The following is a 24,365-nucleotide window of genomic DNA, read 5'->3' as shown; positions in this document are numbered from 1 at the left end:
CATTATACCTTTATCTTTTTATCTATGCAATAGCCCATGCATGATTTTCTATGATAAACTTCAGCTTAGAAAGGCTTTATTACCGGCATTGTCAAGTTTTTTTGTTTCCAACAAACCGTACTTTTTCGCGCAAACGAAATATCAAGGGAAATTGGATTAATATATGAAAAAATTGACTCATGCAATCGCTTTAAGCACGATAGTGTTGGGAGCTATCTCACCCACATTACAAGTTATTGCTGAAACCCCAAAAGTAGAAGAAACCCAAGAAGTAACCCCAGAGGCTTCACCAGAAAATGTTGAAGTTCAGGCAAGCTCAAGTGATATCGCAGCAGGAACTTTTGGGACAGCACCGTGGAGAATTGATTCATCAGGTGTGTTACACATTGGAGCTGGAACGTTTTCTGACACACCGGTGAACCAAAATGGCGCAAGACTGAGTCCTTGGTATCAATGGAGCAAGCAGATAACAAGTATTCGTTTTGAAGGCGACGTTGTTGCTGGAAATATACTAAGTAATTTATTTGATTATTTAACGAATCTCACTAGTATTGAGGGTATTGAAAGACTTAATACTTCTCATACCACTGAGATGCAACGGGTGTTTGGAGGTTGTGCGAGCTTGACAAGTCTTGACTTGACTTCTTGGGATGTATCCAATGTTACAACGATATTTTCTTTTCTTAATGGTGCGACAAATATGGAATCATTAAATGTTTCAAATTGGAATGTTTCAAATATGATTGCCATTACTTATGCTTTTTCAGAGATGCCCAAATTAAAGGAACTAGATTTGTCTCAGTGGCGACTTACTCCTTTATATTCTGCACAAGGTGTATTTATGGGAGATTCTTCTTTAGAAGCTCTTGATCTTTCAGGTTTTGATATGACACAATTAGAAAAATCATGGATAACAGGCTATGAGATGTCACGTTTTTTCCAAAATACAACTTCTTTAAAGGTGCTAAAACTTAGCGATAAATTCCGTTTTTGGGTTACGGATAGTGTCAACGTGGAGCTTCCAGAAATTTCAGCAAATAATCAATACACAGGGAAGTGGCAAAATGTTGGGACAGGTTCGCTTTCGCATCCGCAAGGAGCAGATGTTTGGACAAGTAAGCAACTCACTCAGAACTTCAATTCCAATGCTAAAAGCGATACCTATGTATGGCAACCTTACACCATAGCAGCAGGGAATGTAACTGTGAAGTACGTAGATACAGAAGGCACTCCTATCGCAGAAGATGTGATAAAAGCAGGAAATATTGGAGAAGCTTATACAACAGAACAAAAAGATATCGCAGGTTACACCTTCAAGGAAGTACAAGGTAATCCCTCCGGTAAATTTACAGATCAACCTCAAACTGTCACGTATGTTTATGAGCAACACAAAGATAAATCAACAGTTATTGTACATGACTCAGAACTAACAGTTGGTGATACATGGAAATCAGAGGATAACTTTGACAGTGCCACAGATTATTATGGAAATGCGGTTCCTTTTTCAGATATAAATGTTGAAGGGCAAGTCGATACGACAAAAGCAGGAACTTATAAAGTCACGTATACCAGGTTTGTACCTAATTTCTTTTCAAACCCTGAAAATCAAGGCACATATTCTGCTGTAGCCACAATTACTGTAAAAGAAGCTCAACCTGTAAAAGGTGGTGATATTACTGTAAAATTCGTGGACATAGAAGGCAATAAAATTTCTGATGATGTGATAAAAGCAGGAAATATTGGAGAAGCGTATACGACAGAGCAAAAAGATATTCTAGGCTATACATTTAAAGAAGTTCAAGGTGATGCATCAGGTAAGTTCACTGATCAAGCCCAAACTGTCACTTATGTTTATACTAAGAATGAACTTCCTCATGTAACTGGAACTGTCCTTGTCCAATATGTAGATACGAATGGCCAGTCAATTTCGGAAGACGTTGTAAAATCAGGAATTGTTGGAGAAGGTTATAGCACTGAAAAGAAAGATATCAAAGGTTATACTTTCAAAGAAGTTCGTGGTAATGCTACAGGTCATTATACAGACCAAGTACAAACTGTAAGTTATATCTATACAAAAAATAAGACGATTTCTCAAGCAACTGAAACTCCTAAAGGTGGAGAAAAAGATCAAGTAGCTTCAGCAAAGCAAAAATTTTTGCCCAAGGCAGGTGAAAATATGACTCTAATCAATTTTATTTTAGGACTGACTTTCTTGGTTTTAGCTCTGTTTGGGCTTACACTTCGTCTCAAGAAAATTAATAAATAATAAAAAACGGAAGTTACACGCTATAACTTCCGTTTTTCTTTAAATTTTTATCTTTCAACTAAGAAAGAGTAGATTTATTTTAGTTTGTCATTTTCATAAGTATGTTTAAGCTCCAAACCAGAAAATTCTTGCTGACGAAGCGCTTCATAGACAATCATACAAGCAGTGTTAGAAAGATTTAGACTACGTACATGTTCATCATTCATTGGAATGCGAATACATTTTTCAGCATTTTCTCGCATAAAGTCTTCTGGTAAACCAGTATCCTCTCGTCCAAAGAGGAAGTAGTAGTCTTCTGAAGTTTCCGTATAATCAACACCTGAATATACTTGATCCGCAAACTTACTAACTAAAAATAGTTTCCCATCTACGTGCTTGATAAAATCATCCAGATTTTTGTGATAAACAATGTTGACCTGATCCCAATAGTCCAATCCAGCTCTTTTGAGATTTTTATCGGTAATTTCAAAGCCGAAAGGCTCAATCAAATGTAAGGTAGTGTTAGTAGCTGCGCAAGTGCGCGCAATATTTCCAGTGTTAAAATGGATACGTGGTTCGAAAAGTGCAATATGATTCATAATTTTCTCCATTCCGTTTTTGTAAGGGTTTTACATTTTTACAAAAATAAAAACTAGGTAGCTCGGAGTATGGTCTCAGCGAGCAGCCTAGTTGGGGGACTAATTTGCTTTAATCATAACAGGGTTGATTGAAACAAATTAATTGATAGAGTAATCTTAACACATCTTTAAGGAAAAGTAAAGGAAATAATGGAAATTTTTTTCATTTTTTTCTGAATAAGAAAAATTAAAGTAAAAAAAGGTGTTTTTTGGTATAATAGGAAAGGTAATTCTATCCCTCAAAGCAGAAAAAAGCTTCTGAGAGAACAGCGAGAGATTAACTGTTTAAACGGTTAATAAATAAGGTCTTGAAGGATTCTTTATGAATTTCATCAGCTATTTGTGTATGAAATAGATGGCCTTAAAATCCCAAAAGAAAGGAACATCTTTGTTTAAAAGGATGATTGGCTTTTCAAAGCAATTGAAGAAAAGCACGTAGGTGAAATAAAATGATTTACGCTATCTGGGCAGAAGATGAGAAAAAAGTGATTGGCATTGATGGTCATTTACCTTGGCGTTTACCTGCTGAACTCGAACATTTTAAAAAGACAACTTATCATCAAGTGATTTTGATGGGCCGCAAAACCTTTGAAGGCATGAATAAGCGCGTGCTTCCTGGACGTATCACTATCGTCCTTACACGAGATGAAGCTTACCCTAAAGAAGATAATGAACGTGTCTTAATCATGCATAGTGTATCCGAAGTTATAGAATGGTATAATAATCAAGAGCGTGATTTATATATCATTGGCGGATCAGAGATGTTCCTTCTTTTCGAAAAGGAGCTATCAGCGCTCTATAAAACGGTTGTTCATGGAGAATTTGCGGGGGATACATATTTCCCTGATACGTTTGATTTTTCGAAGTATGCGAAGGTGTCAGCGGATTATCACAAAAAAGACGAGCAAAATCCTTATGACTTTACCGTAGAAAAATATGAGCGGAAGGAGAAACAAAAGCCGTGACAAAATCTATTTTTGGCTTATTTACCGCTGTTTTATGCGCAATATGTGTAATACTTGCACTGCAATGCTTCCGCAAAAAACGCTGGGGCTTAGGAACTATTTTTCTTCTTAATGCCTTTACGAATATTGTAAATTCCATTCATGCTTTTTTTGGAACTTTATTTTCCTAAAAATGTTTAAAATCTAGAAAAAGAGAAATAAATGTCTAACGATACAAAAGAAAACGAAAATATATATTGTTCATTCTGTGGCAAGAGCCAACCAGAAGTAAAGAAACTTATCGCCGGTGTCGGTGTTTATATTTGTGACGAATGTGTGGAGCTATCAAGCCATTTGATTGAAGAAGAGATGCGCGAGGAAATGGCTCAAGAATTTGAAACCACTCCTGTAATGACCCCAAGAGAAATGTTGGATCATCTGAATGGTTATGTTATCGGGCAAGAGCGTGCAAAACGTGCACTTGCGGTTGCTGTTTATAATCATTACAAACGCATCAACTTTACAGGTCAAGATGACGAAGAAGTTGAACTTCAAAAGTCTAATATCTTATTGATTGGTCCTACAGGTTCAGGGAAAACTTTTTTGGCACAAACTTTAGCTAAGTCGCTTAATGTTCCTTTTGCTATTGCTGATGCTACAAGTTTGACAGAAGCAGGCTATGTCGGTGAAGATGTTGAAAATATCTTGCTCAAACTGCTGCAAGCTAGTGATTTCAATATTGAACGTGCTGAGCGTGGTATCATATACATTGATGAAATTGATAAAATTGCTAAAAAATCAGAAAATGTTTCTATCACTCGTGACGTTTCCGGTGAAGGTGTACAACAAGCCCTCTTAAAAATTATCGAAGGTACAGTTGCCAGCGTTCCCCCACAAGGTGGACGTAAACATCCTAACCAAGAGATGATTCAAATTGATACTAAAAACATTCTCTTCATTGTAGGCGGAGCCTTTGACGGTATTGAAGAAATTGTCAAACAACGCTTAGGTGAGAAAATTATCGGCTTTGGCACAAATAATAAGGCCTTGTCTGACAATGAATCTTATATGCAAGAAATCATTGCTGAAGATATCCAAACTTTCGGATTGATTCCTGAATTTATTGGACGGTTGCCTGTAGTTGCTGCGCTTGAACGTTTGACAGAAGCTGATCTTATCAGTATCTTGACCGAGCCTAAAAACGCACTTATCAAGCAATACAAGCAGTTGTTAAGCTATGACAATGTGGAACTGGAATTTGAGGATGCAGCTTTGCATGCCATTGCTGAGAAAGCTATCGAACGTAAAACAGGTGCACGTGGCTTACGTTCAATCATTGAAGAAGTGATGATGGATATCATGTTTGAAATACCAAGTCATGATAATATTGAAAAAGTGATTATTACGGAAGCAGCTGTGCGTGATAAAGCAGAAGCAGAAATCATTTATATTCAAAAATAAAAAACAGAAAATCATGAGTGCTCATGGTTTTCTTGTTATTATCATTGATTTACCTTTAGTAAATCAATGATAATAGACAGGGAGAGATGTGATTTGTGATCCTTTTTCCCTAAAAAAGACTTTAAATAAACCTTGCGCAACTATCTAAAATAGTTTGACACACAAGGAAAGAGAGAAATAATGAAAATAAACCCTAATAATTTACAACTGACTATTTCAGCAGCCTCTGCCAAGCAATATCCAGAGACAGACATGCCGGAAATTGCTCTTGCTGGTCGCTCTAACGTTGGAAAATCAAGCTTTATCAATACCTTATTAAACCGTAAGAACTTTGCGCGTACCTCAAGTTCGCCAGGTAAAACGCAGCTCCTAAATTTTTACAATGTAGATGATACGGTTCATTTGGTAGACGTTCCAGGATACGGCTATGCACGTGTTTCGAAAAAAGAGCGTGAAAAGTTCGGTAAGATGATTGAAGAATATCTCACTACAGCGCCTAATCTTAAAGCGGTGGTTGCTCTCGTTGATTTACGACATGAACCATCTGAAGATGACAAGCTGATGTACACTTTTTTGAAATTCTATGATATTCCTGTAATTTTAGTTGCAACAAAGGCCGACAAAATTCCACGCGGTAAATGGAACAAGCATGTCTCAGTGATAAAAAAAGCCTTGCAATTTGACAGCACAGATGATTTTGTAATCTTTTCTAGTTTTGATAAAACAGGAATCGAGGAGGCTTGGAAAGCCATTGAACAATATGTATAAGATTAAGATTAACAATATGAAGTTCTTTTCACATATAGGTGTTTTACCTGAAGAAAAGATCTTAGGGCAAAATTTAGAAATTGACTTGATTGTTACCACGAATTTTTCCTACTCTGGTTTAGATGAGCTTGACGAAACTTTGAGTTATGTTGCTTTTTATGAGAGTATCGCGGAAATAATTGAAGTCTCACGTGCAGATTTGATTGAAAAGTTGGCTTTCGATATCATTCAAGCCATTAAACAAAACAATAAAGTGAAAACAGTAGAAGTACATATCCGCAAATTGGCTGTACCTATTGCAGGAATCTTTGACAATGTCGAAATTGAAATGGTCGGTTAAAATATTTAACTTTTAGAAAATATTTACGGCTTTCTAAGGGGGGAAGCAAGAAAGTGATGCAAACGGTTTATTTGAGTTTAGGGAGCAATATTGGAGACAAGCAAGCTTACTTGCAAGATGCAGTAAGCTTATTGGGACAGGATTCGGCCATTTTAATAGATAGAAGATCAAAGTTTTATCAAACCTCACCTGTCGGGGGAGTGGAGCAAGATGACTTTGTCAATATGGCCTTGAAGATTTCAACGACACTTGAAGCTAGCCAGCTATTGGAGCTTATTCATAAAATCGAAGCCAAATTAAATCGTGTTCGCAAAATTCATTGGGGACCACGCACGATAGATATCGATATTTTATTTTACGGAAACGAACAAATTTTAGAGGAAGATTTGATGGTTCCGCACAAAGAAGTCTTTAATCGCCTTTTTGTTCTTGTGCCACTTTTGGAAATTTTAGAGCCTGGTTTCTCATACGAGCAACAAGTGAAACAAGCTATTGAAAAGCTCAAGGATACTGAACAAGAAATAGTAGAAATTCCGACGGAAAAGCCCGCTAGAAAACGTATTGAGCTTGCTGTACGAGAAATTCTCTCAGCTGTTGGTGAAGATCCTGAACGGGAAGGACTCTTAGAAACGCCAGAACGTGTAGCTAAAATGTATGAAGAAATTCTCTCTTCACAAAAATTAACGCAATTTGAGGAGTATAAACTCTTTAAAATTGAAAAAACAGACCAGGATCAAACTATCTTAATCAAGGACATTCCCTTTTACTCGATGTGCGAACATCACATGTTGCCTTTCTTTGGTAAGGCAAACGTAGCCTATATCCCTAAAGATGGCAATATTATTGGCTTAAGCAAGATACCGCGCTTGGTCAACTACGTTTCGCATAAACTTTCAGTACAAGAGAACATTACGCGAGACATAGCGGAAATCTTAAATGATATCTTAGAGCCAAAAGGTGTTGCAGTTGTTGTCGAAGCGCGTCATATGTGTGTGGAAATGCGTGGTGTTAAAAAAGGAAATTCCCAAACAAAAACCTCTTTCTCCATGGGTGAATTTGAAGAAAGCAGAGAAACACGTCTCGAATTTTTAGAAAGCTTGAATTAAAATGAAAATCATTGAAAAAAACACTGATTGTTTTTCTCTGAAGCACATCTCTATCTGTTTTACTGAGATGAGCAGCCAAGAAAAAGCTAAATTGGATAATCTTTTGTACCGTGTAAGAGCAAAAGTTCTCGTAGACAATCATGATTTGCTGACTTTTTTAACGATTTATGAATTGGCGGATTTGATTAAGGCTTGGCCGACATCTCAGGAAAAATTGGATTTGGAGCGCATTTTTAAACGTCATCAGATTATTTGGTCAGGACAGAATTTCTCTTTTGATTTGACTTTGGATCCGATTGTTTATTCTATTGTCAATGTCACACCAGATTCATTCTATGATGGTGCAGAAGAAAATCTCAATTTGGATTTTATCCTACAACGAGTAGAACAGGATTTGCAAGAGGGGGCACAAGTCATTGAACTTGGAGGAAAGTCTTCTCGTCCAGGTTACGCAGATATTTCGCCAGAAGAAGAATGGCAACGTCTCGCTCAGCCCTTGCAGAGTATTCGTAAGGCATTTCCGGAAGCAGTTATCGCTATAGACACTGATGAAGCCTATGTTATGCAGCGTGTACTGGATGCAGGTGCAGATATTATTAATGATATTGATGGTTTTGATACACCTGAAAAACTACAGTTGATGCAAGAATATCAACCGGCTTTGGTTGCTATGAATAATGGTCGAGCAGGTATGCATTACGCAGATAATGTTTATCAAGAACTGCCAGTCTATTTTACAGAGAAACAGAAAGAATTAAATCAACTTGACATTGCGAATGCACAAATATGTGTAGACCCAGGCGTTGGTTTTTCAGGCGGAGCAACAGGAATTGACTCTTTACAGCGCCTAAAAACGACTGAACTATTGACTTGCCTAGGTTTGCCGGTGATGGTCGCAATCTCTCGTAAATCTTTTATGACCAATCTTATGAATATGGAAGTAGATGAGCGTCTTTTATCAACATTGGTTCTTGAAAATCAAATGATGATGGATGGTGGGCGTGTCCTACGTGTACATGATGTTGCAGCAACACGACGTTTAATTGATAATTTTAATATATACCAAAAATACTAATGTATAATGATTTGATACGTGAACTTTCTGTTTTAGAAAGTTCTAAAAAACAAGAACAGGTAATTGCTCTTTTACGCAATAAAAAAGGACTTGAGGGAAAACAGAATCCGGATTTGCAACTATCAGCATCTGCTGTCGTTTTTAAAGAGGAGAAAATGTATTTTATCGAGCATCCCTACCAAAAAGAACTCTTGCTGCCTGCTGGACATGTCGAAGAAGGGGAAAAACCCTACGAGACGGCAAAACGTGAATTCCATGAAGAGACAGGTCTGACAGCTGATACACCACGTCTTATAGATGTGAATCTTATTAATATTCCCTATAATGCGGTTAAGGAAGAAAAAGCACATCAGCACATTGATTTTCGTTATCTCCTTAAATTGCGGGATGAGCCTTCTGAACTGGCAGAGTTGCCTGTTTTTTTGCTTTCCAAAACAGAGGCACCTGAGGAATTTAAAAAGTATTTTCTAGAAGGGAAAACAAGCCTAACATGACTATCGAAACAGCACTAGAATGGATACATTCTCGTCTTAAATTTAATATTCGTCCAGGATTGACACGAATTGAAGCCTTGCTCAAATTGCTTGGAAACCCTGAAAAAGAGTTATCAATGCTTCATGTTGCTGGTACAAATGGCAAAGGCTCAACTGTTGCTTTTACCAGAGGTATTCTGGAGCAGTTGGACTTGACTGTGGCTACTTTTACCAGTCCTTTTATTGCGACTTTTGGCGAACGGATGGCGATTAATGGCCATCCTATTCCTGATGACAAGCTTATCATGTATGTTGAGCAACTAAAACCATTCGTAGAAGAAATGGATAAGGATGAAAATCTTGCTGGCATCACAGAATTTGAAATTATTACCGCTCTGGCTTTTCGCTATTTTGCAGACGAACACGTTGATGTAGCTTTGATAGAAGTAGGCTTAGGGGGACTTTTAGATAGTACTAATGTCATTCAACCTGTAGCAACTGCAATTACAACAATTGGGATGGACCATATGGATATCTTAGGGGATACCCTAGAAAAGATAGCTGCCCAAAAGGCAGGAATCATTAAGCCGAATACACCCTTGGTGACAGGGAAAATAGCAGACGAAGCTCTAGCTGTTATTGCGCAAACAGCTCAAAAAAATCAAGCGCAGCATTATCAATACGGTATTGATTATCAGGTAGAAATCCTTGAAAATGAGCGATTTAATTACAAGGATGATGAAATTCACTTGCTCAACTTGGAAAAATCCTTACTTGGTCTTCATCAAATAGATAATGCAGCACTTGCTGTTAAACTTACTATGGTTTACGCGCAGAAAGTAGGATTATCACTTTCAGAAGAAGCAATCAGAAAGGGGTTAAAAAGAACTTTCTGGCCAGCGCGCATGGAAGAAATCAGCCGAGCTCCTTTAACACTACTTGATGGGGCGCATAATGTACATGCCATGCAACGACTCTTGGAAAACTTAAAAAATGAATTTTCAGGTCGTAAAATTACGATTCTCTTTTCAGCTCTGGTCACAAAAGATATTACTGAAATGATTAAAATGTTGCAAACTGTTGATAATTCTGAGCTTATTTTGACAACTTTTGATTATCCGAAAGCTTTAAAATTAGAAGATTTTACTTACTTAGAAAAAGAAAATGTAGCATTGGCAGAAGATTGGAAGAGCACATATTCAGCATTAAAAGCAAATCTACAGAAAGACGATGTACTTTTAATGACCGGTTCTTTGTATTTCATGTCTCAAATTAGGGCATACATCTTAGAGTCAGATCAATAAAAAAACAGTCCTTGATGGACTTTAGGAGGAAGAAAACTGTGATTGTTTTAGCAGGAACAATAGGAGCTGGAAAATCAAGCTTAGCAAAAGCTTTAGGGGAGCATCTTGGAACAGATGTTTACTATGAGGCAGTAGATAATAATCCGGTTCTTGATTTGTATTATCAAGATCCAAAAAAGTATGCTTTTTTGTTACAAATCTATTTTTTGAACAAGCGTTTTGAATCAATCAAAATGGCTTATACTCAAGAGAATAATGTCCTTGACCGGTCAATTTTTGAAGACGAACTTTTCCTAACTCTAAACTATAAAAATGGCAATGTTACCAAAACAGAGTTAGAAATCTATCAGAACTTGCTCAGTAATATGCTCGAGGAAATGGAAGGAATGCCTAAAAAGCGGCCTGACTTACTTGTTTATATTGATGTGAGCTTTGAAACAATGCTTTCCCGGATTGCGCAACGTGGCCGCAGTTTTGAACAGATTGACGATCAGCCTGAATTAAAAGCATATTATCATCAAGTTCATGAAGAATACCCGACCTGGTATGAAAATTATGATATGTCACCTAAAATACAGATTAATGGAGACGCACTTGACTTCGTAAATAATGCAGAAGACCTCGAAAAGGTACTTACAGAAATAGATAAAGCATTATTCAAATTACAATTAAAGTAAATCGGAAGATTTATTTTTTTTACTTAATAAAAACTATACCAATTAATGATTTATTATTCTTGACAAATGCAAAACATTGTATTATCATATTCTTATTGACGAAAAATAAAGAAAAAGCTAACTATACCAATTAGCTTATGGAGAAATTAATATGTGTGGTATCGTAGGAGTTGTCGGAAATCGTAATGCAACAGACATTCTAATGCAAGGTCTTGAAAAACTTGAATACCGTGGTTATGATTCAGCAGGAATCTTTGTTGCTGATGGTACCGGACAAGCGAATCTTGTAAAATCTGTAGGTCGCATTGCAGATTTAGAGGCAAAAACAGGTGATAACGTTACAGGATCAACAGGGATTGGTCATACACGTTGGGCGACCCATGGTAAACCAACTGAAGATAACGCGCATCCTCATACTTCTACTTCAGGACGTTTCGTTTTAGTACATAATGGTGTAATTGAAAACTTCTCCGAAATCAGAGAAGAATATCTCGCTAAAGATACATTTAAAGGTCAAACAGACACAGAAGTTGCTGTTCATCTCATCGCTAAGTTTGCAGAAGAAGAAGGACTTTCTGTACTTGAAGCATTTAAAAAAGCACTCTCTATTATTGAAGGTTCTTATGCTTTTGCTCTTATGGATGCTGAAGATGCTGATGTAGTCTATGTTGCGAAAAACAAATCTCCTTTACTTATCGGCTTGGGAGACGGCTACAATATGGTGTGTTCTGATGCCATGGCGATGATTCGTGAAACATCTGAATTTATGGAAATTCATGACAAAGAACTGGTTGTCTTAACTAAAGATAAGGCAGAAGTTATGGATTACGAAGGAAATAAGATTGAGCGCCAAAGCTACACAGCAGAACTTGATCTTTCTGACATTGGTAAAGGAACATATCCTTACTACATGCTCAAAGAAATTGATGAACAACCAACAGTAATGCGTAAATTGGTCTCAACTTATACCGATCAAGATGGCCAACTAACTGTTGATACGGATATTGTTAAAGCAGTTCAAGCAGCAGATCGTATTTATATTATTGCGGCAGGAACATCACTTCATGCAGGTTATGCTTCAAAACAAATCCTCGAAGAGCTGACAAATACACCAGTTGAGCTTGGCGTGGCTTCTGAGTGGGGTTACGGTATGCCATTATTGAGTAAAAACCCTTTGTTCATCTTCCTTTCACAATCTGGTGAAACTGCAGATAGCCGCCAGGTATTGGTAAAAGTAAATGAACTTGGTTATCCAAGTTTAACGGTTACAAATGTTCCTGGCTCTACATTGTCACGTGAAGCAACATACACAATGTTAATCGGTGCTGGACCTGAAATTTCGGTTGCTTCTACAAAAGCTTACACTGGGCAAATTGCAACGCTTGCCTTCTTAGCAAAAGCTGTAGGCGATGCAGACCAAAATCCTAAGTCACTTTCTTTTGACTTGGTTAAAGAAATTTCACTCGTGGCTCAATCTATTGAATCTACATTATCAGAAAAGGACCTGATTTCCGACGTAGTAGCTAAGCTTTTACCAGAAGCAAGAAACGCTTTCTATATTGGTCGCAAGCAAGACTACTTCGTCTCCATGGAAGCCAGCTTGAAATTAAAAGAGATTTCATATATCCAATGTGAAGGCTTTGCTGCTGGAGAACTCAAACACGGAACAATTTCCTTAATTGAAAATGGTACCCCTGTTATTGCCTTGATTTCAAATAATGAAGAAGTTGCGGCACACACACGTGGAAACGTTATGGAAACAGTGGCACGTGGAGCTTCAGCAATTACGATTGTAGAAGAAGCTGTAGCGCGTGAAGATGACGATATCGTTATCAATAACGTTCATCCTTATCTTTCAGCTATCTCAATGGTGGTTCCTACACAGCTTATCGCTTACTACGCAACTGTCCAACGTGGATTGGATGTTGATAAACCACGTAATCTTGCCAAAGCTGTAACAGTTGAATAAAACGAAATAAAAAAGTGGGTTATCAAAAACCACTTTTTTTATTTTCTAAAACAGGAGTGATACTTAGACTCTTTTTTCGTATAAATGACTAAGGAGAAAGTCGTGTATCAGATTAAAGAAGAACAATATCCTATGAGACCCCGAGAAAGATTGATCATTTTTGGACCTGAAAAGCTGAATGAACAAGAACTTTTAGCTATTTTACTCCGTACAGGCAGTAAAAAAGAAAATGTTATGGGACTTTCTGACCGGGTTTTGAACACCTTTAGTAGTTTAGAAGATTTTCGGCGTGCGTCTCTAGAAGAGTTGAAAGCAATTCCCGGTATCGGACCTATTAAAGCCTTGGAAATTCGGGCGATGATTGAGCTGGGCAAACGAATCCACACAACCCAAAGAAAAAGATATGGTCAGGTGATAGGATCTCAGCAATTTGGATTGAGTTTAGCAGATGAGATGTCTGATTTTGAACAGGAAAATTTGGTGGCAATCTATCTAGATGCACAACATCGCATTATCCAGAAAAAAACGATTTTTATTGGTGCTGTGAACCATTCCATTGCTAATCCACGAGAAATTTTACATCATGCGGTAAAAAATTTAGCTGTAGGGATTATCATTGCACATAATCATCCATCGGGGCTTACACAGCCAATCCAACAAGACAAATTATTTACCCAAAATCTTAAGCAAGCATGCGATAATTTAGGTATTCACCTTTTAGATCATATCATTACGGGACAGGCTTCTTATTTGAGTTTTAGAGAAGAGGGTTTATTGGAAAGTTGACGAGGGAAAGAGGAAGGCAAGGGATACAACATAACGTTTAAGGTACGTCCTCAGTTCATACAGTTTTACTTCATGTATTTATTTAAAAAATCAGCTGTCCGTTGCTTATATTGCTCAGGTTTTACTATATAGGACTGTGCATGCTGGGCTTTTGGTACAATCCATAATTCTTTAGGAGAATGAGCAGCTTTAAAATTTTCTTCTGCCATTTTTGTTGGTACAAATTTATCCTCTGCGCCGTGGATGATAAAGATAGGAAGAGTTGACCGGCTTAAAGCTTTAGTAGCATCTGCCTCCCCGAAGTTGTAATGCGCACGCGCTTGGACAAGGAACTGGGTCGTGTAGACGAGAGGGAATTTTGGAAGGTGAAACATTTCTTTTAGTTGGTAAGTGAGTTCAGAAGAAATACTGCTGTATCCACAGTCCTCAATAACTACTTTGACTTGAGAAGGGAGCTTTTCTCCTGCAGTAAACATGACTGTTGCGCCTCCCATACTTACACCAAACAAGGCGATTTGACTCTCCTGACCATTATACTCAATAACCTTGTCAATCCATTTAACATAATCTAAACGATCTGGCCAGCCAAACCCAATATAGTTGCCTTCAGATGTTCCTGCCCCGCGATCATCAGGCGCTAAGACATTGTATCCAAGCTCATGATACATTTTCATATAGCGTGCCATATCTTCTTTTTTGCCCAAGTAACCGTGAGCAATTATAATGGTTTTTGGGGTTTCTTTTTGTGCAGGAATATAATAAGCATTGAGTTTCAAATTATCTGTTGCTGATTTTTCATGCCATTCTTGCTTTTTCGTAGACTTAAGCCATTGGCTGGCTTTAAGATTTACAGGATTATCTTGGCCAGTATGTGGGACAAAACTTTTGTTTCCGGGTACAAATGCGAAATTATACATATAAAATGTTAATGATGTTATCGTTATTATCAGAATAATTAAAAAAATTATTGTCAATATCTTAAACTTTTTCTTCATTGAGGCTCCTTTTTTCACTTAAACTATTATAACACTTAAAAGAGTGGTATAGACAATCTAATATAAATTGTTTAAAATCTTGAAATATGAACATTCTGTAGTCCAATGTATCGTATTATGATTAAAAAATATGCTAAACTATATCTTGTAATTTTCTTTTGTATCCATGTTAAAAATACAAAAAAAATAAAATATAATTCCACCGGGAATAACGCTCAAGCGTTTTAAGCATTTCATTAGGTCTAAGAAGAAATGCTTGAATCACTTGATTTTTTTTTGAGGAGAATAAATGAGTTATAGCAAATATGGTGAATCTTTTAGAACGCTGAGGAAACAGCATAAAAAGACACTAGGCTATTTTGAAAGCCTTGGAATTTCGAAAGGCACGTTATCACAATTTGAGAATGGAAAAACATTACTTTCATTTGATAAATTGGATATGGCCCTTCAAAAGATGAATGTAACAATGACTTCGTATATTCTGATGATTAATAACAGTGAATCAGAATATTTTATCATACAGTTTCGAGAGATTGAACGGGCTTATATGACGCGTAATAAAGAAAAACTCATGAAGATTTATCATGACAATATTTATTATGAGATTGAAGAAGATTATTTCATTGCTTTGGCGGCTAAGGCATGTTACGAGAATCTCGATGTGGAAGAAAAAACGCAACTTGAGACTTTTTTTAATAATTGCGAGATGTGGAGTAGATATGAGCTCAATTTATTTATTAATGTAATGCCTCAGATAGACCAAAATCTTACACTTTCGATTATTAATAAGTTAAGTTTATCGAAATATGAATATCTCCGCGAACGGCGGGAATATCGACCTCTCTTTGCTCGACTTATTGTGAAAATCATTCTATTACTTATCACTCAAGGAATGCAAAAAGAAGCGGAGGGTTTAATTAAGTATCTAAAAGGACTACCGCCTATAATTGATATCACGGAAAAAGTTGTTGGCATGTTTTTGGAAGGATGTTGTATTTATAAATTTGAAGACAGCCAAATGGGAAACAAAATAGTCAGACGTTCCTTGCGTATCTTACTAGATGTAGAGGCTATAGAACTTAAAAATATACTGGAATTTTACTATAAAAATACAATTAATAGTAAGAAAAAAAGTTATTTATTGATAAACTGAGAGAATCTGTTACAACTTTTAAAGCAATCAGTGTTTTTTCACTGGTTGTTTTCTTATGTTTATTTTCGTCTTGTTTTAAATATCTTAAAAGTGTTTGGAAATAATTGTCTGAATATTTTTGTTTTTCAAAACTGTGCTTTATAAAACAGACTAATATAAACTGGGCATTCCTGAAAAATTCTTTGTTTAGTATCCTAAACAAAGCCGTTTAGCCATTGAGTTTTGCAAAAATAGGCGGTATAATACAACCGATTAAGTTACATTAAAGTCTTTCGTCAATTTAATTAACTTGAGAACTATATATCTAAAAAAAGAGGAAAAAATGAAAAAATCTTACAAACACAAAATGATTGTTGGCTTAGCTTTAACAACCCTTGCTGGAACAAGTGTGATGAGTTTATCAGCACCAGCATTTTTGAACAATGTTATAGTTGCTCATGCGGATTCGTCAGCTATTGCGGATAACACATCAGCACGTTCAATCACCTTGACCAAATATGCTATTCAAAGTGAAGGGCAACTCGGAGCACCTGGTGATGGTACAGAATGGAATAATCCTGACAACTTAGCAACATTGAAAAATGTAAAGTTCAGCTCGTGCGTGTGAAGGCTTTGGATGGAGGGCAGCCTTTAGTTGATGTATCTACAGCAGTTGAAGGTAAAGACTACGAAATTGATAAGAGTTTCACTCCAGTAGAAAAAACGACGGATGATAAGGGGCAAATCAAATTTGACTTAGGTACTGGTAAAGCAAATGATGGTATCTACATGCTAGTTGAAGAAGATTCAACTGGTGTGATTAATAATGAGACAGGTGCTGCAACAACAATTAAATACAAAGCTATTCCTGCTTTCATTTATGTGCCAATGACAAATCGTAGTTCTCAGTCTGGTTTGATTTATGATATTAATGTGTATCCAAAAAATGAGGAAGACACCCCTCTTAACCCCGTTAAAACGATTGATGGAATGGACGGAGAATCACTCGTTGCTGGTCAAACCTATCAATGGGAAGCAGCATTTAATATTAATCCTTCTGATTTTTACTATGTGGCAGCAGAAGATAGCTTTATTGATGGTTTAGATCCAAATACAGATTATACTGGACCAGGCTCAACTGGTGGACGTGTTCATAAAGGTGATAAAGTTTATATGGATTATCTGAAAGTTACCGATGACATGGATTCAAATCAAAATCTCTTGTCTGTGGATATGCAAGTTAAAGACAAGGACAATAACTGGGTATCACTTGAACAAGGGACTGATTATACTTTTGTAGATGGTGCTAATGAAATGACACCTGCAGGCAAGAATACAGTTCAGTTAACTCAAGCTGGAATGGAAAAAGTTGGAACTATGACAGGTGCAACACAAATGCGCGTGGTTTATAAAGCCCAAGTTAAAGAAGGTTGGGATGGTAAGATTGATAACAGCTTTACTGTAGATGAAAAATCACCAGGTTTGGAACCAGATACAGATCATAACAGTGATATTCCGGATTACTTTGATGGTGGTTTAGATCTTCATAAGGTAGATGAAAAAGGAGATAACTTAGCGGGAGCGGAGTTCTATATTGCAACTTCAGAAGCAAATGCCCGTGCTGGGAAATTCTTAGCATCAGATGGTCAATCTTATACTGAAGGGACCAAATTACCTGCTGGGGTTCATTTCTTAACAACAACTTCAGATGGTCAAGGTCATGCTGGGTTTGATGGTTTACCATTGAAATGGTACGACGATGTGAATGGTAATGGCAAGCAAGATATGGATGGTACAGAACCAACATTTGCTGATGCAGATATCCAACGTGACTACTGGGTGGTTGAAACAAAAGCGCCAACAGGTTACGAATTGGTTAAAGATCCAATAAAAGTAACTGTTAACTTAAATACAGCAGCAGATGCAACTTGGGAAGCAACTGTTGAAAACAAAAAAGAATCAGATCTTCCGTTTACTGGTGCAAAAGGCACAACATTGATGGTAAGTATCGCGATTGGTGCAATTGCACTTGGTACAGCGGCAGTTGTCATTGACAAAAAACGTCGCCAAGCATAGAAGTTAAATAAGATGAAATTTTACTTTCCACTAAAAGGATGAGGGAAATATTGATGTATTTTAAAAATAAAATTATTAATTGGAAGTGGAAGACAATAACTTTAGCAATTGTGATGTTATTTGCTGGAATTTTTACTCCAGTTTTTTCTCAAACTGCAACTGATAGGTTACAAGAAAGCAATATAACTGCTACAAATGGATTAAATAGCATATCTACCAATGTCGATCCTAATTCAGATTTTGATAATCTATTTAATATGGTAATAATTAAAAAAAATCCAGAAAATGTACTACCAGAGTTTGACCTAAGGAATTCAAAAGGTCAGGCTGTTCCAACTTCTACAAATCCAAAATACAATATTCCAGCAAATGATCAAAGTGACGGACAGGACTTTACACAAAATATGTCTGAGGCAGGTCATGGATTCTCTCGTTTTGTTTTGAATGACTGGGAGACGGGAGACGGTAATGAAATTGATGTTGTTTTTAAAAAACAAGCCAATTATGATGGTAGAGATATTGACATCCATGTTACTTGTTCTAACTTTAGAAAAAACAAGAAGACAAATGGTTGGGATGACCAACGATTTGTCTTCTCAAATGCTTTTTACTATGGGTAATGGGTTATTGGAGGATTAAAAGGTGGTTACGTTCCAGGTAACCCTGGATTCGGAGATATTTCTGATCACGATGATATCCATGCTTGGGATGAAAAGTTAAGTTTTTATTATAGTGATAGTCCACAAGAGGAAGTCAAATGGGATACTGAAACAACAGGGAAGCAGTTTCTTACAATTAATTCATTAAATGGAGAATTTCGTCAAGAAGGGGATATTAGTAACCAAGAGACAAATGAGTTTGCCAGTGTATCTCCTGATTCTGAAAGCAAAACATCTGAGCAATATGTTAATAATGATTCACTACTGAAATGGGGAACTCTAAATACAAACGGAGCAGCTGGAGTTTTCTCAGATGTTTTTTGGGGAACAAGTAATGATTTTACTGATGAAGTAGGAGGAGATAGTTTTACTAAAGCTTCTGTAACTTTTGAGTTTGCTCCTTCAGAAACTTTTCGACCTACTTTAACTATCGGTCAAAATAGGAGGCATTGGTACTGGTCTACAATTTCTTCTGGAACAGTATTTCAACAGTATTATCCTATAACGAAGGAGGTTCTTGATGCTGGAGGAAGTAATGTACCAAATCCCAACTATCCTGAAGATAATTCTGATGCTATACATGATGTAAACAAAAAAATGTTCTCGAAAACCAAACGCTAAAATGGAAAATTAATTTCTACATTCCTGAGATGGGAACAGAAATTCTTCAACCTTATACTAAGCTTAGCTTTCATGATGTATTACCTAATAAGGTACACTATAAAGCATTACATATTTACGATGAGTCGGGTAATGAAATTCCTACAGGCTGGTACAACAACACAAGCTCTGGACAAAATATAAGTTGGGAGATGAAGCCAGAACATCTAAATGGCAGCTCTCTACACTATACTGGGGTTCATTATGCTACTGTAATTGAAACAACAATGGGCACAGATTTAGTTGATGGAGAAGAGTATCATAATACTGCACAAATGACATTTGGTGGGTCAGAACGGGAATCAAACGAAGTTTATGTTAAATATGGTTTTAAACCTTTAAATCCTCCGGTAAAATATGTTAGTGACTCCGATGAAAAACTTGTGGATTCCGATACATTGACGGATATCCATGAAAAATATCTTTATACTTTAGAGGGGGAATTTTTAGAGCTTCCTACCTATGATGAAAATAAGGCGCTCAAAGATTGGCAATTAACAGACAGCACACCTGCTGGAATTACTTTTGACGAGGTATCATCGATAAAAGCTTATGCTTGGGATGGCAGCACCAAAGGCGAGGATCTTACAAATAGTTTTGAATATAGCATGGTTAATGGTGTGTTAACGATCAAAGCTAAGCCAGAGTTGCTTAAAGATCCTAAAATGTATGAAGAAATCCATAAAGTGTGTTTCGAAATAGGTGCACGAGTAACTGATGAAGGAAAAGTAGAACGTGACGAAAATGGTAAAGTTCATATCGTGAATAATACAAAACAGTCCGGTCATTATTATAATGACACAACTTTTGATGATCCAAGTAATGATGTGGTGACTACGGTGGACAAAGACACAGAAAATGCCTTGAAAGTTTCTAAAGAAGTGGATAAGAATCTAACAGAAAACGGAACTGTTGATCCAGTCGACACAGCAAAAAGCCGTCTTCAACCGATCACTTACACAATCAACATGGCAAATACCAGTGCAACATCAAGTATGGATAAGGTTCGTATTTTAGATGTTTTACCTTTCAATCAAGATGATCGTCAAACAAGCTTTAATGCTAAAGGTACAGCCCATGTCCTGTCAGCTCAATTAGTTGATGCGAACGGTGAAGCTGTTAAAGGAGCACGTCTTTATTACAAAGATCCAAGTCAAGCAGAAACAAATACTAAATTAGATCCAAATAGTTTACCTCAAAGTGCGACAGAATTAGCCGCTAAGGGTTGGCTAGCTTATGATGACTCAGATGCCTCTGTCTTGGAAAAAACATCTGCAATTTTGGTGGATGTAGACAACATTCCAGCCAATACAACTTATGCTTTGAAAATCACAGTAGAACATAAAGACAACGTTGGTGCAGATTTAATCAATAATGCAACAGTGAATTCGATTGTCAATCAAGAGCAAACAACAAACAATGTTGAAACGAAGATTTATGGTCGTGAATTGTCAGGATATGTTTGGTATGACGATAACTATGACGGATTGAAAGACGATGCTGAGGCACCTGTTAAAGATATTTCTGTTAAGCTTTATCGTACAAGCTTGGAAAATCCAAACTATAAAGATCAACTAGTAACTGAAAATGTCAAAGGTGAAAAATTCATCGATGACAAAGGAAATTCTTTAATCAAAACAGATGATAAAGGATTCTATAATTTCAGCAACTTATCCGAAGGACATTATATCGCTGAATTTGAAATCAACGGCAAATTGCAAACAAAAGAGTACCAAGTCACTAAGTTCATGGCAGATTTGTCTAACTCAGATGCAAAAAATTCAAAAGTTAAAGCAGAGGAAGACCGTATCACAGCTCAAAATCCGATTAAAGGTTCTGACTGGAATGACGTTGGAGCAAGACTTAAAGATCTCGATACAGTGATTAAGCCAAAAGATGGTTTGCAAGAATTACCTTACAATAACTTAGGACTCAACCGCTCAGCACACTTAGACATCTTCAAAAAGAATATTTTAGGCGATGGACTTGCTGGTGCGAAATTCGCCATTTATCGTGGAGATTTAAAAGAGATACCGGCAGATGGTGAACAAAGCGCTGACTTTATTGGTACCTATACAACCGATAAGACAGGTAATTTGAATGTCGATCAAAACCTTTTTGCTGGTTACGATGCCGATCATAATCCAATCTCTCAGACCTATACTGTTTTTGAAATTAAAGCACCAAATGGTTATGAGCTTTTGAAAACACCGGTTACGTTTACTGTAAAAGAAGGTAATCAAACGATTAATCTTCAAATCAAGGATGATGCTGAATCAATCTTACCTTTCACAGGTGGAAAAGCAGGCATTGGCCTCTTGATTGCGCTTAGCCTTGTTGTTCTGGGAATGCTTGGACTTGGTGGTGGTCTCTTTTATCGTCATAGAAAAAATAGTAAGGAGGCAGCTTAAAATGAAAAAATACATTTTTACTCTAGCAGCTGCTTTGTCAGTCTTTCTATCCTTTGGATTTGCTTCAAATGTTGCAGCCCAAGAAGTTCCTGGAAGTTATGGTATTCATATTATTAAATATAATTTGAGTGACAGTCAAGAAAGTCAGCTAACTCATGATGGAACACCAGTCACAAGCGGTACAGAAGATCTTCAACGTCTTGCAGGTGTACAGTATACAATTACACGCATGACTAAAACGGAAATGAATACTTATGTGACCGCTCAAGGTACTGATGCCTTCAGTCAAAGGGTCACAACAAATGCTCAAGGCGAAGCCGAATTAACAGGGCTTCCCCGTGGTGTGTATCAAGTCACTGAAGCAAAAAGTGAGCAAGTACCAACACCAATGTCGCCTGTTTTAGTTTCCCTTCCCATGCAAAATGCAAATGGTTTGATAAATGAAGTCTATATTTATCCAAAATCAAGTATGGTTTTACCGGATACACCGCAAATTCCGGACAATAATTTGCCAGATAAATTACCTGATACAAGTGGTAATATTGGATCCTATCAAATTATCATCGCGATGATAAGCGTGATTGTAGTTGTGGGTTTCAGTGGACTGTGGTGGACGAAAAAAGCACACGAATAAGTGTGACACACAATAACCCTTGAAAAAATAAGATTGAAGTAGAATACAAGCCGGATGGTATGCAGGACTTCAATCTTATATTTTTTCAAGAACAAATAAAACTTTGAAGAAAAGTTGGAGAGAAAATTGATTAAGAAACAAAAAAGTAAAAGGGATAAGGCTGTCCCATTAGATCAAAAAAGGCGAAGAGTTTCTCCCCTCCTTGTTTTTGCCTTTCTATTGATTTTTATTGGTATTGGAATTCTTATCTACCCAATCATTGGTAATTACTTGGCTAACCAACAAAGGTCTGTCGCAACCAGTAGCTACAATGATAGCTTGAAAAAGATGAGTCAAAAAGAACGTGATGAGCAGTGGGCTTTAGCTGAAAAATACAACCAATATATCTTTGATCGCCAAGAAGGAAAAGTTGGTCATCCAGTAGATTACAGCAAGGTTATCTCTAACGGTAATCCTCCAGTAATGGGGACGATTGACATTCCAGCTATCAATGTCAATAATCTTCCCTTTTATCACGGGACTTCTTATGGCACTCTAGATAAAGGCGTGGGGCATTTTGAATCGTCTTCTGTGCCGATTGGGGGAAAGAATACGCGGGCTGTACTTAGTGGACACAGTGGATTAGAAAACCAAGTTCTTTTTACAGATATCAAAAATCTGAAAGAAGGAGATATCTTCTTTATTAATATATTAGGTAAAAAACTCGCCTATGAAATTGATTCTTTTCAAGAAGTTCTTCCGAGTGAAGTGGACAAGGTGAAAATCGTTCCTGGTGAAGATCGCGTGACACTCTTAACATGTACACCACCAGGAATTAACACATATCGCCTCCTTGTGAATGGAAAACGAATTCCTTATAAAGAAGCCATATCTAAGAAGACAAGTAAGCGTAATATTTGGACTTATCAAACTGTTGTCTTGGGATCATTGGGACTTTGTTTCCTCTTGTTCATTCTTCTCTTTCTGCTGTATCGTATCTTCTTGAAACAGTCGCGGAAGAAGGACCCAGAAATTTCGGCACGAGCCATGACACGTATTCGTCATTTGATAATGGTGACACGTGGCATGTTTGTTGTGATGTTAGTGATCATGATTTCTATTTTAGGTTTCGCCATTTACGGCTATTTCCGAATGCAAACACAATCCTCCTTACCTAATATTAATGTGGGAAAGCAACACGAATTGTCCGCCTATAATCCAGATAAGATACTCAAAGCTGATTATGATGAGAGTAAAATTGCCAGTGTAAATGTTACTAATTTTGCTGAAAGTAGGAAAAATCTGCAACAGACTGTCAATGATAATGGTATAGGTAAGCTTTATATTCCAAAAGAAGAAGTAAACTTGCCCATATTGGCCGGGATAAGTCAAACAAATTTGATGACCGGCGCTTCAACATATCGGCAAGGACAAAAATTAGGCAAAGGCAACTACGTGCTTCTGGCACACAATATTTATAATGTCAATACAAACAAAAATGTCGATGTTCTTTTTAATCGCATCAGTAACCTTGTTAAAGGCGATAAAGTCTATGCGACTGATTTTCAGAATGTTTATGAGTACCAAGTGATTAAAAATGAAGTCATAAAGGATACACAAGTCGATGTGGTTAATAGCGATGTTAAAGGAACACCAATCCTAACACTCATCCGCTGTGAGGGAAATGTGGGTACAATATATCGCCGTTTAGTTCAAGGACGATTAACAAAAACGAGTCCTTTAAATGATAACAGCAGTAAGACAATGAATTTAAGTATGACTGGGAATGTATCTGGTGATAATTTGATAAAAACAAGCCCCATATCTCCTTTTGAACAGCTCTCAATGGATTTGGCAGCACATATTATTTCAGATCCAATGCAAGTAATGATTCCATTCTTTTTGCTCTTGGTATTACCTATCTTATTTCTTAATTTTATTTAATCTCCAAATAATAAATACAATAGTAAAGAGGTGTGGCGCATATTAAAAATTTATTATAGAAGCAAGTGTAAATCCAGTCAAAAAGCTTT

22 protein-coding genes are annotated in these 24,365 nt (G+C 36.8%); 20 read left to right on the top strand and 2 right to left on the bottom strand.

The window, feature by feature from the left end:
• Positions 1–163: 163 nt before the first annotated feature.
• A complete protein-coding gene (locus tag J0J35_RS03870; protein WP_206917869.1) occupies positions 164–2,266 on the top strand; it encodes a MucBP domain-containing protein in 2,103 nt (700 codons plus the stop codon).
• A gap of 74 nt (positions 2,267–2,340) precedes the next feature.
• Here J0J35_RS03870 and J0J35_RS03865 read toward each other — a convergent pair whose 3' ends face one another.
• Complete coding sequence (locus J0J35_RS03865; protein ID WP_206917868.1) at positions 2,341–2,844, bottom strand: tRNA (cytidine(34)-2'-O)-methyltransferase; 504 nt, start codon at positions 2,842–2,844, stop codon at positions 2,341–2,343.
• Positions 2,845–3,332: 488 nt separating this feature from the next.
• Between J0J35_RS03865 and J0J35_RS03860 the strand changes: the two genes are divergently transcribed.
• From J0J35_RS03860 to radC, 12 genes are all read left to right on the top strand, one after another.
• Positions 3,333–3,848: a dihydrofolate reductase gene (locus J0J35_RS03860; RefSeq protein ID WP_019294017.1), complete on the top strand. Its 516-nt coding sequence runs from the start codon at positions 3,333–3,335 to the stop codon at positions 3,846–3,848.
• Entirely contained in the window at positions 3,845–4,018 is a 174-nt protein-coding gene (locus tag J0J35_RS03855) for a hypothetical protein (protein ID WP_014024827.1), read from the top strand. Before J0J35_RS03860 ends, J0J35_RS03855 begins: the two co-directional genes overlap by 4 nt.
• 31 nt (positions 4,019–4,049) lie before the next feature.
• Entirely contained in the window at positions 4,050–5,288 is a 1,239-nt protein-coding gene (clpX, locus tag J0J35_RS03850) for an ATP-dependent Clp protease ATP-binding subunit ClpX (protein WP_019294016.1), read from the top strand.
• Between the two features lie 180 nt (positions 5,289–5,468).
• Positions 5,469–6,056, top strand: coding sequence for a ribosome biogenesis GTP-binding protein YihA/YsxC (gene yihA, locus J0J35_RS03845; RefSeq protein WP_019294015.1), 588 nt, complete (start codon positions 5,469–5,471; stop codon positions 6,054–6,056).
• Entirely contained in the window at positions 6,049–6,396 is a 348-nt protein-coding gene (gene folB / locus J0J35_RS03840; protein ID WP_019294014.1) for a dihydroneopterin aldolase, read from the top strand. The genes yihA and folB overlap by 8 nt, the downstream gene beginning before the upstream one ends.
• A 56-nt stretch (positions 6,397–6,452) precedes the next feature.
• Positions 6,453–7,502, top strand: coding sequence for a GTP cyclohydrolase I FolE (folE, locus tag J0J35_RS03835; RefSeq protein WP_206917865.1), 1,050 nt, complete (start codon positions 6,453–6,455; stop codon positions 7,500–7,502).
• Position 7,503: 1 nt separating this feature from the next.
• Complete coding sequence (folP, locus tag J0J35_RS03830; RefSeq protein WP_206917864.1) at positions 7,504–8,577, top strand: dihydropteroate synthase; 1,074 nt, start codon at positions 7,504–7,506, stop codon at positions 8,575–8,577.
• Entirely contained in the window at positions 8,577–9,071 is a 495-nt protein-coding gene (locus J0J35_RS03825; protein ID WP_061413057.1) for an NUDIX domain-containing protein, read from the top strand. Before folP ends, J0J35_RS03825 begins: the two co-directional genes overlap by 1 nt.
• Entirely contained in the window at positions 9,068–10,354 is a 1,287-nt protein-coding gene (locus J0J35_RS03820) for a folylpolyglutamate synthase/dihydrofolate synthase family protein (RefSeq protein ID WP_206917863.1), read from the top strand. Before J0J35_RS03825 ends, J0J35_RS03820 begins: the two co-directional genes overlap by 4 nt.
• Before the next feature lie 38 nt (positions 10,355–10,392).
• Positions 10,393–11,031, top strand: coding sequence for a deoxynucleoside kinase (locus J0J35_RS03815; protein ID WP_206917862.1), 639 nt, complete (start codon positions 10,393–10,395; stop codon positions 11,029–11,031).
• Between the two features lie 151 nt (positions 11,032–11,182).
• Positions 11,183–13,000: a glutamine--fructose-6-phosphate transaminase (isomerizing) gene (gene glmS / locus J0J35_RS03810; protein WP_019294008.1), complete on the top strand. Its 1,818-nt coding sequence runs from the start codon at positions 11,183–11,185 to the stop codon at positions 12,998–13,000.
• Between the two features lie 102 nt (positions 13,001–13,102).
• On the top strand, positions 13,103–13,786 hold the full coding sequence (gene radC, locus J0J35_RS03805) for a DNA repair protein RadC (protein WP_206917861.1): 684 nt from the start codon (positions 13,103–13,105) through the stop codon (positions 13,784–13,786).
• Between the two features lie 65 nt (positions 13,787–13,851).
• On the opposite strand, the gene J0J35_RS03800 is transcribed toward radC, so the two are convergent.
• Positions 13,852–14,781: an alpha/beta hydrolase gene (locus tag J0J35_RS03800; RefSeq protein ID WP_206917858.1), complete on the bottom strand. Its 930-nt coding sequence runs from the start codon at positions 14,779–14,781 to the stop codon at positions 13,852–13,854.
• A gap of 289 nt (positions 14,782–15,070) precedes the next feature.
• Here J0J35_RS03800 and J0J35_RS03795 point away from each other — a divergent pair, with 289 nt between their 5' ends.
• From J0J35_RS03795 to J0J35_RS03770, 7 genes are all read left to right on the top strand, one after another.
• Positions 15,071–15,934 carry an Rgg/GadR/MutR family transcriptional regulator gene (locus tag J0J35_RS03795; protein WP_206917855.1) on the top strand — a complete coding sequence of 288 codons (864 nt, stop codon included), beginning with the start codon at positions 15,071–15,073 and terminating at the stop codon, positions 15,932–15,934.
• 322 nt (positions 15,935–16,256) lie between these two features.
• Positions 16,257–16,541 (top strand): hypothetical protein, encoded by a 285-nt coding sequence (locus J0J35_RS11590; RefSeq protein WP_242534085.1) that lies wholly within the window; start codon positions 16,257–16,259, stop codon positions 16,539–16,541.
• Complete coding sequence (locus tag J0J35_RS03790; protein ID WP_242534083.1) at positions 16,532–17,989, top strand: SpaH/EbpB family LPXTG-anchored major pilin; 1,458 nt, start codon at positions 16,532–16,534, stop codon at positions 17,987–17,989. Before J0J35_RS11590 ends, J0J35_RS03790 begins: the two co-directional genes overlap by 10 nt.
• 53 nt (positions 17,990–18,042) lie before the next feature.
• Positions 18,043–18,609 carry a hypothetical protein gene (locus J0J35_RS03785; protein WP_206917854.1) on the top strand — a complete coding sequence of 189 codons (567 nt, stop codon included), beginning with the start codon at positions 18,043–18,045 and terminating at the stop codon, positions 18,607–18,609.
• Positions 18,610–19,298: 689 nt separating this feature from the next.
• On the top strand, positions 19,299–21,719 hold the full coding sequence (locus J0J35_RS03780) for a SpaA isopeptide-forming pilin-related protein (RefSeq protein WP_242534081.1): 2,421 nt from the start codon (positions 19,299–19,301) through the stop codon (positions 21,717–21,719).
• 1 nt (position 21,720) lies between these two features.
• Positions 21,721–22,353, top strand: coding sequence for a pilin N-terminal domain-containing protein (locus J0J35_RS03775; protein ID WP_206917852.1), 633 nt, complete (start codon positions 21,721–21,723; stop codon positions 22,351–22,353).
• Between the two features lie 126 nt (positions 22,354–22,479).
• On the top strand, positions 22,480–24,276 hold the full coding sequence (locus J0J35_RS03770) for a class C sortase (RefSeq protein WP_206917851.1): 1,797 nt from the start codon (positions 22,480–22,482) through the stop codon (positions 24,274–24,276).
• The last annotated feature ends 89 nt before the right edge of the window (positions 24,277–24,365 follow it).

The organism is Lactococcus sp. LG606 (assembly GCF_017309645.1).
Classification (GTDB): domain Bacteria; phylum Bacillota; class Bacilli; order Lactobacillales; family Streptococcaceae; genus Lactococcus; species Lactococcus petauri.
The sequence above is the reverse complement of the archived record's forward strand: the minus strand, read 5'-3'. Positions and strand labels throughout refer to the sequence as shown.